The 14,669-nt window shown below is 43.5% G+C and carries 11 protein-coding genes and 1 pseudogene; 7 read left to right on the top strand and 5 right to left on the bottom strand.

Annotation, left to right across the window (positions count from 1 at the left end; genetic code table 11):
* Window positions 1-28 precede the first annotated feature (28 nt).
* Window positions 29-2,875: a phosphoenolpyruvate carboxylase gene (locus FFV08_04485; protein ID QLB51973.1), complete on the bottom strand. Its 2,847-nt coding sequence runs from the start codon at window positions 2,873-2,875 to the stop codon at window positions 29-31.
* Between the two features lie 46 nt (window positions 2,876-2,921).
* The gene (locus FFV08_04480) at window positions 2,922-4,154 is read right to left on the bottom strand and encodes an FtsW/RodA/SpoVE family cell cycle protein (GenBank protein ID QLB51972.1); all 1,233 of its coding nucleotides are present in this window, start codon (window positions 4,152-4,154) and stop codon (window positions 2,922-2,924) included.
* A gap of 154 nt (window positions 4,155-4,308) precedes the next feature.
* Here FFV08_04480 and FFV08_04475 point away from each other — a divergent pair, with 154 nt between their 5' ends.
* The 6 genes and pseudogenes from FFV08_04475 (at window position 4,309) to lysS (ending at window position 9,606) form a co-directional block, all read left to right on the top strand.
* On the top strand, window positions 4,309-4,785 hold the full coding sequence (locus FFV08_04475) for a glutathione peroxidase (GenBank protein ID QLB51971.1): 477 nt from the start codon (window positions 4,309-4,311) through the stop codon (window positions 4,783-4,785).
* A gap of 208 nt (window positions 4,786-4,993) precedes the next feature.
* Window positions 4,994-5,851 (top strand): glycosyl hydrolase family 25, encoded by an 858-nt coding sequence (locus tag FFV08_04470; protein QLB51970.1) that lies wholly within the window; start codon window positions 4,994-4,996, stop codon window positions 5,849-5,851.
* A gap of 118 nt (window positions 5,852-5,969) precedes the next feature.
* Complete coding sequence (locus FFV08_04465; GenBank protein QLB51969.1) at window positions 5,970-6,842, top strand: DUF368 domain-containing protein; 873 nt, start codon at window positions 5,970-5,972, stop codon at window positions 6,840-6,842.
* Between the two features lie 9 nt (window positions 6,843-6,851).
* Window positions 6,852-7,319, top strand: a complete 468-nt coding sequence (locus FFV08_04460) for an aminoacyl-tRNA deacylase (GenBank protein ID QLB51968.1) — start codon at window positions 6,852-6,854, stop codon at window positions 7,317-7,319.
* 62 nt (window positions 7,320-7,381) lie between these two features.
* Entirely contained in the window at window positions 7,382-8,017 is a 636-nt protein-coding gene (locus FFV08_04455) for a histidine phosphatase family protein (GenBank protein QLB51967.1), read from the top strand.
* A 99-nt stretch (window positions 8,018-8,116) separates the two neighbouring features.
* Window positions 8,117-9,606, top strand: a pseudogene (gene lysS / locus FFV08_04450) (lysine--tRNA ligase).
* Between the two features lie 99 nt (window positions 9,607-9,705).
* On the opposite strand, the gene FFV08_04445 reads toward lysS, so the two are convergent.
* Genes FFV08_04445 through FFV08_04435 form a run of 3 tightly spaced genes read right to left on the bottom strand, consistent with a single transcriptional unit; the run spans window position 9,706 to window position 12,819 of the window.
* Entirely contained in the window at window positions 9,706-10,974 is a 1,269-nt protein-coding gene (locus FFV08_04445; GenBank protein QLB51966.1) for an ABC transporter permease, read from the bottom strand.
* Window positions 10,974-11,672, bottom strand: coding sequence for an ABC transporter ATP-binding protein (locus tag FFV08_04440; protein QLB51965.1), 699 nt, complete (start codon window positions 11,670-11,672; stop codon window positions 10,974-10,976). The genes FFV08_04445 and FFV08_04440 overlap by 1 nt, the downstream gene beginning before the upstream one ends.
* The gene (locus tag FFV08_04435; protein ID QLB51964.1) at window positions 11,656-12,819 is read right to left on the bottom strand and encodes an efflux RND transporter periplasmic adaptor subunit; all 1,164 of its coding nucleotides are present in this window, start codon (window positions 12,817-12,819) and stop codon (window positions 11,656-11,658) included. The genes FFV08_04440 and FFV08_04435 overlap by 17 nt, the downstream gene beginning before the upstream one ends.
* Before the next feature lie 17 nt (window positions 12,820-12,836).
* On the opposite strand from FFV08_04435, the gene gorA reads away from it, so the two are divergent.
* On the top strand, window positions 12,837-14,378 hold the full coding sequence (gorA, locus tag FFV08_04430) for a glutathione-disulfide reductase (protein QLB51963.1): 1,542 nt from the start codon (window positions 12,837-12,839) through the stop codon (window positions 14,376-14,378).
* Window positions 14,379-14,669 lie beyond the last annotated feature (291 nt).

Here is a 14,669-nt window from a genome sequence, read left to right as displayed (position 1 = left end):
CCGGAAAAATTCCGATTTTCTCTTTGTATTAGCCAGAGTTTCTCAGACCAGTCGCAATACCGTTGATAGTAATGTGAATCAGCTTTTCTTGATCTGGTGTAAGCTGGCCATTTCGCTGACGCTTGATTAGCTCTAGCTGGATATAGTTCAAAACATTGAAATAAGGCATGCGGTAGTCCAAGCTGTCTCTTAGATAAGTGTTTTCTGCTAGGAGCTCATCATGACCTTCAATCTCTAAAATGACATCCTTAGTCAACTGCCACTCATCCAAGATAATATTGAAAATATCACGCACATTCTGATCTTCGCAAAGCTGCGCATACTCAAAAGCGATATTCATATTTGACTTAGACAGAACCATATCTACATTTGACAAGAGTGACTTGAAGAAAGGCCATCTCTTATACATAAATTGCAGAAAGGCTAAGTTATTTTCTGGGTCTTCATCAATGAATTCTTTAAAGCTAGACCCAACACCATACCATCCTGGGAACATAACTCGACTTTGAGACCATGAGAAGACCCATGGAATAGCTCTGAGGCCGCCGATTTCAGTGATGGTTTTACGGGCAGCTGGACGAGAACCGATATTAAAGCTAGAGATAGCCTTGATCGGACTGGATTCGAAGAAGTAATCGTAAAAACGCTCGTCGCCAAAGACCAAATCACGGTAAATCTGATAACTGCGATTAACTACTTGGTCCATGATCCGCTCATATTTATCAGACGTATGACTATCGCTCTTCTTATGAGTTACCATACGGTTAATGGCAGCAGACACCAGCATTTCCAAGTTATAGTAGGCTGCATCTTTGTTTCCATATTTATTGCCAATGACTTCCCCTTGCTCGGTCAGACGGATCCGGTCATTGATACTGCGAAGTGGCTGAGAAGTGATGGCTTCGTAGGTTGGGCCGCCACCACGTCCCACTGTACCTCCACGGCCATGGAAGAAGGTGATTTTCACGCCAAATTGATCACCGATAGCTGTCAACTGCTGCTGAGCCTTATAGAGAGTCCAGCAAGAAGAAAGGTAGCCACCGTCCTTATTACTGTCTGAATAGCCCAGCATGATTTCTTGATAATTGTCTTTAGAGGCTATCCACTTCTGTGCAATCGGAAGAGACAGGTATTTCTCCATGGTATCGCAGGAATTGTCCAAGTCCTCAATGGTCTCAAAGAGCGGAACAATCTGAACACGAGCACCATTTTCATCAATCAGCCCCACTTCCTTGAGCATAATGGCCAACTCAAGTAAATCTGATACACTGGTCGAGTGAGAGATAATATTCTGCTTAATCACTTCCTCACCAATAGCATCTTTTAGCTGACGAGCTGTTTTGAAAATCTCCAGTTCTTTTTGCAGGAGTTCGGATTTAGGCTCATGGGTAGCTGATAAAATACGAGGATCTTCAAGCAGCTGTTTGAGGAGAACCTGGCATTTTTCTTCTTCCGACAGACTGCTATAATCCTGAACAATATTAGCCGAAGCCAAGAGTTCAGCCACACAGGCTTCATGAACGCTGGAATCCTGCCGCATATCAATGCTGGCCAAGAAGAAGCCAAAAACATCAACCGCTTGAAGAAGTTCAGTCAAGTCGCCACTTACCAAGGCTTCCCCATGATGTTCGATAAGAGAATCATAAATGACCTGCAAGTCTTCTTTAAATTCCTGAGCTGTTTTGTAAGAAGGTGTCTCCTCCTTCTTTAGCTCAGTCAGGGTCTCGCTGATACGAGACTGGATATAATTAGGGATGATTTCTCTTCCTTTATTGCTGACAGAAAGGTTGGCCTTTGCAGACAATCTTTCCTCAGCTCGGTCAGTCAATCGCTGACCGTCAGTTGAAAAGTTGCCTTCTTTAAGGTAAAGCAAGGTCTGAATCAACTTAGACTGGATATAGTGGAAAGCTCGACGGTAAGGCTCGTTTTCCCGATAAACAGACTTGTCTGTAGACAGAGCTGCCATTTCTGCTACTGCCTGGCTAGTTTCTGATAGGTTGGTCGAGAGCGAGAAGGTGCGATAGAGTGTATAAACCTTGTCAATATAATAGTTGAGGATGACTTCACTCTGGAGGGTGGCTGATAGTTTCAAGGTTTCTGCTGTTACAAAAGGATTGCCATCCCGGTCACCGCCAATCCACATTCCCATGGTAATAGGCTTAGGATTATCCAGCTTGATACCTCGCTCTTCTGCCAAGCGTCTGTATTCAACCATAAAGTTGGTGATAGCTTGCAGGAAAGAGCTGTTATAGTACTCCATGACGTTGGTAATCTCATTGGTTACTTTCAGCTTCTTCTCACGGATCATATCTGTCTGCATCATAAGCTCAATATAGCGGCGGAGATTTCCTAGCCACTTCTTCTCGTTGACGAGGCCAGCCTTAACATCACGATGCTGGCGCAGTAGACTATGGATATGATTGGTTAAGTCTAGAATGGTCTTGCGCTGAACCTGAGTCGGGTGAGCTGTCAGTACTGGCACAACATTCAGGTTTTCCAGAATTTCCTGAGCATTTTCCCGCGTTGAAATCAGGTCAATGGTTGTTGACAGCTTCCCAAGATAATCTTGATTAATATTGTTATGATGATTGATTTCATAAGCCAGGTCAACGTCTTCTGAGATATTAATCAAGAGCGGCAAAATAGAGAAATAGCGGGAGATATAGACCATTTCATCTGTTGTTAGTTCTTCTACAATTGCTTTTAACTCATGATATTTGGAGTTGACAGCCAGCTCTTCCATGAGGGAGATTTTTTCAAAGGTCTCAGGGCTGAGAAGATTCCGAGTAATATCGGCAAGTAAGTCTGTCAAAATAGCGACTTCTTCTCGAATTACTTCTTTATTGCTGTAGCTTTCTAATTTATTAAATGACATAATCTGCACCTTTCATTTTTGCAACAACTGTTCACACGAACTGCGATTAAACTTCCTCAGACCGGCCTTGCGCCTCCGCTTCCATTTGCTCATACAGGGCATCACGGCGCTCGTTGGCATCAATATTGAGTACCAAGGCGATGGCTACTGACAAGACCAGAAGACTGTTCCCTCCTTGCGATAGGAAGGGGAAGGTTACTCCTGTAGAAGGAATGAGACCTGAAATTCCACCGATATTGATGAAGGTCTGCATGAGTATCATACCGCCAATTCCCAAAGCCATCATGGAGTTAAATGGATTCTTGGCCCGAATCCCTACCAAGATAATTCTCAGAATCAGGAAAAAGAGTAAGGCCAGAATCAGACTGGCACCAAAGAAACCAAACTCTTCTATCACGATAGAAAATACAAAGTCCGTATGAGCTTCTGGCAAATAGCCACGCTTTTCAATAGAGTTACCCAAGCCTAGACCAAACCAGCCGCCATTACTCATAGCATAGTAGGAATTAGCCAATTGGTGGCCTGAACCAGACAGATCCTTGAAGGGATTGAAGAAAGCGCTGAAACGCTTAGCCACATACCCAAAGACTGGAATCTTGGCCACGCGCTCAACCCCAATCAACCAAATGCTAGCTAGAACCAAGCCGGAAACACTAACAATGGCTCCCAGCATCGTAGAAAACCATCGATAGCCAATCCCGCTAACAGCTATCATTATCACGACGGTCAAAAATAGAATAGTTGCATTTCCAAGGTCTGGCATAATAGCTACAATCCCAATCAGAATAGCCACCATGGTCCGCCAGTCGTTAAAGGCTTTAGGAAACCAATGGTTGTGAGTCAGGGCTTGATAGTCATAGACCTTTATCTCCTCCTGCCTCTTTGTGAAGCGAAAAGCTAGATACCAGACCAGAATAATCTTCAAATACTCAGCAGGCTGAATACTGAAAGCTCCAATCTTGAGCCAACCATGAGCGCCGTTGATCGTCCCTGTTATAAAACGAGATAAAAGCAAGAGGATAATCTCAGCAAAGATAACTATAGTCAGGATACTTCCTTTTTTTAAGAAACCCAAGCGGATTCTATATAGGAGCGCAATTATAAAGAGACTTATTATCCAAAAAATCCCCTGATTCAAGACCATCCCAAAACCATTTCCTCCGGCCTGAATCAAGGTAGGGCTCGTCGTTGAATAGACCACAATCAATCCCAAAACAGATAAAATCAAATAGGGAATCAAGATGGAATAATTCAACAAGTGCTTCTTGTCAATTTTCATATTTCACCATTAAATTTCTAAAAATTCAATTCTCATTATACCACCTTTTTGATTGAAAAAAAAGCATTAGTGCAGAGACTAGAATAATATGACCTTGCTTTCTCTCCTTTGCATGAAAATGTGTTAAGATAGAGGTCAGATAAAGGAGGAGAACATGACAGACATTTATGATATCGAAATCCAAAAACAAGACGGAAGTCCGCAAAAAATGAGTGATTATAAAGGAAAGATTCTGCTGATTGTCAATACAGCGACCGGCTGCGGCTTCACTCCTCAGTATCAAGAACTGCAGGAACTCTATGAGCGCTATCAGAAAGACGGATTTGAAATCCTGGATTTCCCCTGCAATCAGTTTGGCCAGCAGGCCCCTGGAGACGCTGCAGAAATCAACAGCTTTTGCAGCTTCAACTACGGAACGACCTTTCCTCGATTTGCTAAGATTGATGTCAACGGTCCTCATACCGCTCCTCTCTTTGACTGGCTCAAAAAAGAAAAGGGCGGTCTTCTGGGCGAAAACATCAAGTGGAATTTCACAAAGTTTCTGATCAACCGAGATGGCAAAGTTGTCAAACGCTTCTCCCCACAAACTTCTCCTCAAAAGATTGAAGAGTTCATTCAAAAGCTATTATAAAAGGTAAGAAAAAGCAAAACGATTTAGCCAAAGGCAACTCATCTTCCACAGCCTGACTAACCTCTTTAAAAAAACAAGGCATTTTGAACTTTCAAAACGTCTTGTTTTTGCTTTATAATATTTCAATTATATTACATTTTATTCATTTTCCAGCAATTCTGGGGATATTTTTTGCTTTTTTATTTGTTTTAAGTTAAAATAAACCAGTATGAGGAAGAGGATTAAACCGCTTGCAATCCTAATTTTCTTTGCTTCTTTTATCGCTTTTATTTTGATAAGCAAGCAAATTACTGACTCTCAGGAAAAGCAAGCACAGGCAAAAATTTCACAAACTAAACAAACTCCAAGTTCCTCAAAAAAAGAGGAAACATCTGACGATTCGTCCTTGGATGAAGAGTTTATTTCCAGACCAATCATTGACATTTCTGGCTGGCAGCTGCCAAGTGAGATTAATTACGACTTACTCGCACAGAATGTTTCGGGAGTCATTGTCCGTGTTCATAGTGGAGCGCAGGCAAAAAAAGAAAACGCAGCAACCCATCTGAATGGTCTGGACAAGTCTTATGAAAGACATATCAAAGAATTTCAAAAGCGCAACATCCCTGTTGCTGTCTATGCCTACGTGGCCGCTAATAGCAAAAAGGAAATGGAAAAAGAAGCTGAAAGTTTCTACAAGGCTTCTGCCAAGTACCATCCAACCTATTATTGGCTAGACGTCGAAGAAAAGACCATGTCTGACATGAATGCTGGAGTTGAAGCTTTCCGAGCCAAGCTAGAGTCACTTGGTGTTAAAAATATTGGTATCTATATTGGAACTTATTTTATGGAGGAACACAGTATCTCTACTGATAAGTTCACAGCAATTTGGATTCCGACTTATGGTAATGACGACGGCTACTACAATGCCGCACCAAATACTGAACTAGATTACGACTTGCATCAGTACACATCACAAGGTCAGCTGACTGGTTTCTCTCATTATCTTGATTTGAACCAGCTGTCAACCTTGAAAGACCAGACAGCTACTTATCAAAAGCTATTTACAGTTCCTAAAGAAAGCCAATAGCTCAGAGCGACAGCTCAAGTCTCAAAGACTGCTGTCGTTTTTTATTGTCACAAAATAGGAAATTTTCAGCCGTTTCCTCTTAATAAAGACTATATTTTATGATATAATGATTTGATAAATGAAATTAGAAAAGGAAAATACAATGATTTCTTGGTTGAATAGAATTTTCAAAGGAATGGTCATTGCACTTGGCTTTATTTTGCCGGGAGTTTCAGGCGGTGTTTTAGCAGCTATCCTAGGTATTTACGAGCGCCTGATTCATTTTTTAGCACATTTAAAGGAAAACTTCGTCGAAAACGTTCTCTATTTCATACCAGTTGGAATCGGAATGATTTTAGGCATAGCTGCCTTCTCCTATCCTGTCAATCTGCTGCTGGACAACTACAAAGTGATTGTCCTTTGGGGATTTGCCGGAGCTATCATCGGAACTGTTCCCAGCCTTATTAAAGAGTCTGTCGCTAAAAGTGAGCGTGATCGGATTGATATTCTCGTTTTCTGGGTCAGCCTCATCCTTTCAGGAATCTTTCTTTATTCCTTAAATGGGATGATCGGCACCTTGCCAGCTAACTTTCTCTCTTTTGTCTTGGCAGGAGCCTTGATTGCGCTGGGCATTTTAATTCCTGGACTCAGTCCGTCCAACCTTCTCCTGATTTTAGGTCTCTATGCCCCTATGCTGAACGGCTTCCGCAAACTGGATCTCTTGGGCACCTTTCTTCCTATCGGAATCGGAGGCGCCTTGGCTCTGATTCTCTTCTCTAAGCTGATGGATTATATTTTGAAAAACTACTACTCTCGTGTCTATCACTTTATCATTGGCATCGTCCTATCCAGTACACTTCTCATTCTAGTGCCTCAAGCAGGAAACAGCGAAAGCATTAGCTATAATGGAGTTTCTATATTGACACTTGTCCTTGCAGCCTTTTTCTTCGGTCTGGGAACCTGGCTGGGACTCTGGATGTCACAATTAGAAGAGAGATATACTAATGGCTAAAAAACAAAAATCAAAAAAACACTGGTCGAGCAAATTTTAAGCAAGGCTAAGATTGAACATCGAGGTCTACAGCTAAATGCCTTAGCAGAACAGCCAGTCGATGGTTTGGACCGTTCGCAGATTTATAAAACCTTGGCCTTGACAGGAGACAAGACTGGCACACTGATTGGTATCCTGCCAATCACAGAGCATCTGTCCGAAAAGAAAATGGCCAAGATTTCCGGCAATAAAAAAGTCAGCATGATTCCCCAGAAAGACTTGGAAAAGACAACGGGCTATATCCACGGAGCCAATAATCCTGTCGGTATCCGGCAAAAGCATAGCTTTCCAATCTATATCGACCAGTCAGCTCTAGAGCGAGATAGTATCATCGTGTCTGCTGGCGAAGTCGGCCGCAGTATTGAAATCAGGGCTCAAGATTTGGCGGATTTTGTTCAAGCTGACTTTGCAGATCTCAAGGAAAATCCTAGCTCATAATTCTTCAATACTGCACCTAATATTCTCAATAAACCCTAATAAGAAAGAAACAATCCACCACTATGAAATTATACTTTGTCCGACACGGAAGAACGGAATGGAATCAGGAAGGCCGATTCCAGGGAGCTAGCGGTGATTCGCCACTGCTGCCAACCGCCGTTGAAGAACTGCATAGCCTAGGAAAACATCTGGCTCAGACACAATTTGGTAAGATTTACAGCAGCGATCTCCCTCGTGCCGTTCGCTCTGCTGAGATTATTCAAGAAGAAAGCCAGTTTCCGACTGAAATTGTATCAGTACCTGAACTGCGAGAATGGCAGTTAGGAAAACTAGAAGGCGCAAAAATTTCTACCATAGAAGCCATCTATCCGCACCAGATGATTGCCTTCCGCCACAATCTCTCACAATTTAATCATACTTTTTTTGACGCTGAGTCGGTCTACCATACGACCCACCGGACCATTTCCTTTATCAAGACCTTAAAGGGCAAGGACTATGAACAAGTGCTCATTGTCGGACATGGTGCTAATTTAACCGCTAGCATTCGGACTATGCTGGGCTATGACACACCTCTCCTGCGCAAGAATGGCGGTCTGACCAATGCTAGTATCACCATCCTTGAAACAGAAGACTTTGAGAATTTTGAGCTGATCACTTGGAATAATACGGATTACTTAGTTGAAAAGGCAGAAAATTAAAGCTGGATTCCTAGCTTTTTTTCTTACTTTATAGCCAAATATAGATGAATTTCCCTATCTTTGTGATAAAATAGGTAGGAAAACTTTTGGAGGAAAAACATGACTACTGAACATATCGAGGAATTAAACGACCAGCAGATTATCCGCCGTGAAAAAATGGCTGCGCTGGCTGAGCAGGGAATTGACCCTTTTGGCAAACGCTTTGAGCGAACTGCTAACTCTGCTCAACTGAAAGAAAAATACAACGATAAAGATAAAGAAGAATTAAACGAACTCAATGAAACAGCTATTATCGCTGGCCGTCTCATGACCAAGCGCGGCAAAGGAAAAGTTGGCTTTGCCCACATCCAAGACCGTGAAGGCCAAATCCAGATTTATGTGCGTAAGGATGCTGTTGGTGAAGAAAATTATGAAATCTTCAAAAAGGCTGACTTAGGAGATTTCCTCGGTATCGAAGGTGAGATTATGCGGACGGATATGGAGAGCTTTCTATCAAGGCGACCCACCTTACTCATTTGTCTAAGGCTCTGCGTCCCCTACCTGAAAAATTCCACGGCTTGACAGATGTCGAAACCATCTACCGTAAACGTTATTTGGATTTGATTTCCAACCGCGAAAGCTTTGAACGCTTTGTAACTCGCTCAAAAATCATCTCAGAAATCCGCCGTTACTTGGATGGACAAGGCTTCCTTGAAGTAGAAACTCCTGTTCTCCACAACGAAGCAGGCGGTGCTGCTGCCCGTCCATTTATCACCCACCACAATGCCCAAAACATTGATATGGTGCTTCGGATTGCAACCGAGCTTCACCTTAAACGTCTCATCGTCGGTGGTATGGAGCGAGTTTATGAAATTGGCCGTATCTTCCGTAACGAAGGAATGGATGCGACTCACAATCCAGAGTTCACTTCCATCGAGGTTTACCAAGCCTATGCAGACTTCCAAGACATCATGGACTTGACTGAAGGCATTATCCAACATGCAGCTGTCTCTGTAAATGGAGATGGACCGGTCAACTACCAAGGAACTGAAATCAAGATTAACGAACCATTTAAACGGGTTCACATGGTTGACGCCATCAAGGAAATTACTGGTGTGGACTTCTGGCAAGATATGAGTTTTGAAGAAGCTGCTGCCTTAGCCAAGGAAAAGAAAGTTCCGCTTGAAAAGCACTTCACCGAAGTTGGCCATGTTATCAATGCTTTCTTTGAAGAATTTGTGGAAGAAACCTTGATTCAGCCAACCTTTGTCTACGGTCATCCCGTTGCAGTATCACCTCTGGCTAAGAAAAATCCAGAAGACCCACGCTTCACAGACCGTTTCGAGCTCTTCATCATGACCAAAGAATATGCCAATGCCTTCACCGAGTTGAACGATCCAATCGATCAGCTATCTCGTTTTGAAGCCCAGGCCAAAGCCAAAGAACTGGGCGATGACGAAGCAACTGGCATCGACTATGACTTTGTCGAAGCACTGGAATACGGTATGCCACCAACTGGAGGTCTGGGAATCGGTATCGACCGTCTGGTTATGTTGTTGACCGATGTGACCACTATTCGCGACGTTCTGCTCTTCCCAACGATGAAATAATCTGTATTTTATACAATATTAAGAAAACAAATCCTGCTGGAATTCCAGTGGGATTTTTTACATCACAAAAAAGCCTGGTTCTCCAGACTTTTATTTATGTTATTCATATCTCAGTGCTTCAATTGGATCCAGTTTAGAGGCTTTATTGGCCGGCAAGATTCCGAAGAGAACACCGATGGTTGCTGAAAAGAGAAGGCTGACGATGCTGACTGGTAGGGATACCGTTACTGGTGTTCCTTCCAGCATTTGACTCATGGCTGAGCCTAGCACAGACGCAAGTCCTGCAGCTAGAAGCAGGCCAATCAAACCACCAATCAGTGTCAAAATCATAGACTCAATCAAAAATTGCATCAAAATATTGCCACGTGTCGCTCCCAGAGCCTTCCGAAGTCCGATTTCACGAGTCCGCTCAGTGACCGATACCAGCATGATATTCATAACGCCAATACCACCAACAAAGAGTGAGATTCCGGCGATGGCACCGATAACTCCTGTCATGGCACCATAAATATTTTGCACTTCCTGATACAGGGCACTATCATCTGTCACTTGATATTCTCCCTGTTGGAGACCAGCAATTTCTGTTAATTTCTTGGCAACCTTAGGACCAAGTTCTGGAACCAAGCTAGTATCATTCACTCGAAGAACAATCTCTGAAATTTCATCGACTCCAAAGTTGGCAGCTATGAGAGTATTAGTTGTAATGGCATTACCACCATAGACCTGCATGGAGCCAGATGCAGCAGCAGTTTCAGGATCTCTATAAACCCCAATCACCCGATAGTTACTGGCACCCACTGTCACAATTTTATTGATTGCCTCTTCAGCGGAAGAAAAGAGGTTCGCAGCCAGATCTTCGTCCAGCAGCACTACACTGGCAAAGCCTTGATAGTCTTGCTGCCTCAAAGCACGACCAGCAATGATTTTGTATTTTTTCACCTGAATATAGGTCATGTTTGCACCGACAAAGTTGACGCGCTCAGCCTGCTTATTTTCGTAGCTAAAGGTTTCCATAGCTGAGTTGGTCACATAGTAGCCGTCCACTCCCTTGATATGGGTCAATTCCTTAACCCAGGCTTCCTGGGCCTTGGGTGGTTCCACCACTTCTTCGCTTTCATCTTCCACATTTACTGAATAGAGGTCAGCCGTTTGTGTGTAGGAGCCATCCTTGCTCTTTTTAGGAGAAAAGACGAGACGCATGTTTTTCTGACTTTTGGTAAAACTCTCATTGACCCGTCGGGTAATGGAATCTCCTAAGGCCATGATAACCACAACCGAAGCCACTCCGATAATAATCCCAATCATGGTCAGGAAAGACCGCATCTTGTGTCCAAGAATGGAGCCAATGGCAAATTTCCAGTTTTGCATTAGACTAGTCCTCCTTCCTTAGCGCTATCAGATGAGATGACACCGTCACGAATGACGATCTGTCGTTTGGCATAGGCAGCAATCTCAGGCTCGTGGGTTACCATGATAATGGTTTTCCCTTCTCGATTGAGCTCAGTTAAGAGCTCCATAATCTGCTCGCCAGTCTTGGTATCCAGGGCCCCCGTCGGTTCGTCAGCCAGAATCAGCGAAGGATTATTGACCAAAGCACGCGCAATGGCTACCCGCTGCTTCTGTCCTCCAGAAAGCTCTGAAGGCAGATGATGCATCCGCGTGTCCAGCTCCACCTTGGTCAGAAACTGCTCGGCCAAGGACTTGCGTTTAGACTGACCGACACCTGCATAAATCAAGGGCAACTCCACATTTTGCAAGGCATTAAGCTTAGACAAGAGAAAGAACTGCTGGAAGACAAAGCCGATTTGCTTATTTCGGACCTTGGCCAGCTTCTTATCACCTAGCTTAGCTACTTCTTCGCTTCCCAGATGGTATTCACCAGTGGTCGGACGATCCAGCATCCCAATGATATTCATCAGAGTAGACTTACCAGATCCAGACGGTCCCATGATGGCAACAAACTCGCCCTCTTCAACCTCCAGACTGATGTCTTTTAATACCTGCAGTTCCTGGTCTCCATTGCGATAGCTCTTATTAATATTTTTTAACTCAATTAGCTTCTTCATAAGATTTCACCTCTTGACCGTCTTTCAAGCTATCTGTCGGGTTGATGATAACTTTACTATCCTTTGTCAAACCAGATGAGATTTCTTGATTTTCAGCATCAGCATTTCCGAGCGTCACTTCTGTCTTCTTGGCAACTCCTTTTTCCAGGACCCAAACATAGTTCTTGTCTCCGTCCATTACCACACTGCTGACTGGCACAATGAGTCCCTGAGTATTATTTTTAACTTCAATATTGACAGAGAATCCTTGCTTGAGCTCACCAATCTCGCTGGTAATGTCAATTGTAAATGGATATTTAGAACCTGAAGCTGTTCCGCTGCCACCAGTTCCAGATGTCTGAGCTGCTGCCTGCTGGCCGTCTTTCGGATAGTTGGAAATGTAGCTGATTTTACCAGTCCATTTCTTGTCTGGGTAAACCTTTGATGTAATGGTCACTTCTTGGCCGACAGACAAGTTAGCCAAATTGTATTCGGATAATTCACCCTTAATCTGCAGATTACCATTGCTGACGATATGAACCAAGGTTTGAGTGGCACCTGTTGTTGATTTTGAAACATCGCGGTTGACTTCTACGACCGTACCATCTGCTGTGCTGGTCACTGTCAAGGCATTGAGAGTAGCTTGAGCTTTATTCATATTATCAACTGCATCAGCTCGAGCATCGCGCAGGTCAGCTGCCTGAGACTCCACAGAACGCTGAGCCTGAGCTTCAGACGCCCCATCTGCTTCTTCGTCGCCAGTCGTATTTACAGTCACACCGTTGGTTTGCAAGTCATGCAATTGACGATCGGCTTTGCTAACCGCCCGAGCAGCTGCATCATAAGCTGCCTGAGCCTCTGCGCTTTTATAAGTTACCAACGCTTGACCGGCAGTCACTTGGTCACCGACATTGACCAGTACATTTTCCAAGTCACCCTTAGTGCTGTCATAGTAGATGTACTGCTCGTTGCTGGCTGTGACATTTCCTGTCAGTAAGACTGAAGAAGCCACTGAGCCTTCCTTGGCCTTTTGAACCAGCGGAGTCGTATCGACAGGCATCTCAGAAGGATTCCCTCCGTTTAGAAACATGAAGAGAATTGCTCCTGCAACAACTGCAATCGTAGCTCCAATAATGCTAAATAATTGCCATTTCTTTAACTTTTTCATCTTTTTTCCTCCTCTTGATGAAAACGATTATCTTTTGTTATATTATATCACAAGGCTATCATAATTCTTCTAAAAAAAAATTACAGTTTTTCACAAATGGTGCTATTTTATCTCAGATAGTCACTCCGCTCAAATCCGTAGCAGATTTTTGCATTCACCTGCTAAAAAAGGTACAATTAAATCATATAATAGAAGGAGATTCTAACAAGATGAAAGAATTTGATATGATTGCTATTGGCGGTGGCAGCGGGGGAATTGCTACCATGAATCGGGCCGGCGAATACGGTGCCAAGGTTGCCGTTATTGAAGAAAAGAAACTGGGTGGCACCTGTGTCAATGTCGGCTGTGTCCCAAAGAAGATTATGTGGTACGGAGCCCAAATAGCTGAAGCTATCCATCATTATGGACCAGACTACGGATTTACCTCTGATAATCATGCTTTTGATTTTGCTACTCTTCGGAAAAATCGCGAAGCTTATATTGACCGAGCACGTTCATCTTACGATGGTAGCTTCAAGCGTAATGGTGTCGAGCTGATCGAAGGCCGTGCCCGTTTTGTGGATGCAAATACTGTCCAAGTCAACGGTGAGCTTATTCGCGCCAAGCATATTGTCATCGCAACGGGTGCTCATGCTGCTATTCCAAATATCCCTGGCGCAGGCTACGGAGAGAATTCCGATGATGTCTTTGCTTGGGAAGAGTTACCTGAATCTGTTGCCATTGTCGGAGCAGGCTATATAGCAGTTGAGCTAGCCGGAGTGCTCCATGCTCTGGGAGTTGAAACAGATCTTTTTGTCCGTAAGGACCGACCACTGCGCAACTTCGACAGCTATCTGATTGACGGTCTGCTCCAAGAAATGGAGAACTCTGGACTACAGCTTCATACCCATAAGATTCCGCAAAAGCTGGAAAAACTTCCTGATGGTCAGCTCAAGCTCTATTTTGAAGATGGCAGCAGCCACACAGCCCAGCATGTTATTTGGGCTATCGGCCGTAAGCCAAATGTTCAAGACCTCAATCTGGAAGCAACTGGCGTCACTCTCAATGAACGCGGCTTCATCGCTGTAGATGAGTACCAAAACACTGTGGTTCCAGGCATCTATGCTCTAGGCGATGTAACAGGTGAAAAAGAATTAACTCCTGTTGCTATCAAGGCTGGACGAACTCTGTCTGAGCGTCTTTTCAATGGTAAAACAAATGCTAAAATGGACTACTCAACTATTCCAACTGTCGTCTTCTCCCATCCCGCTATTGGGACAGTCGGCCTGACTGAGGTTGAGGCTATCAAGACTTACGGAGCAGAAAATATTCACGTTTACACATCAAGCTTCACATCCATGTATTCAGCTGTTACCCAGCACCGCCAACAAGCCAAGTTCAAGCTCATCACTGCCGGTGAGGATGAAAAGGTCGTTGGCCTGCATGGCATTGGTTACGGAGTAGACGAGATGATTCAAGGCTTTGCTGTTGCTGTCAAGATGGGCGCTACCAAAGCTGACTTTGATGCTACAGTTGCTATTCACCCAACTGGCTCCGAAGAGTTCGTGACTATGCGATAAAAATTCAAAATCAGAAGAGGTTTGGTATTCCAGCCTCTTTATGACTTCTGCTACCATTTTATAATAAAGATGATGACCGTTCCATAACCTAATCTTTCATTTTACAGACAATTCTTACATTTTTGTAAGATTGTAAATTTTAGCTATTTCAGATTCATTTGACATTTCCTTCAAATATCAGTCTAATGAAAGAAAGTCAGATTTTTTTCAGACCATAGACTACTGCATCACTATTTTAAAAGGTAAATTGCCAAATGCCCATCAAGAGATTCCAAAGATTATGAAAAGCGA

Source organism: Streptococcus sanguinis (genome assembly GCA_013378335.1).
GTDB lineage: Bacteria > Bacillota > Bacilli > Lactobacillales > Streptococcaceae > Streptococcus > Streptococcus sanguinis_I.
This window is presented reverse-complemented; position numbering and strand designations above follow the sequence as displayed.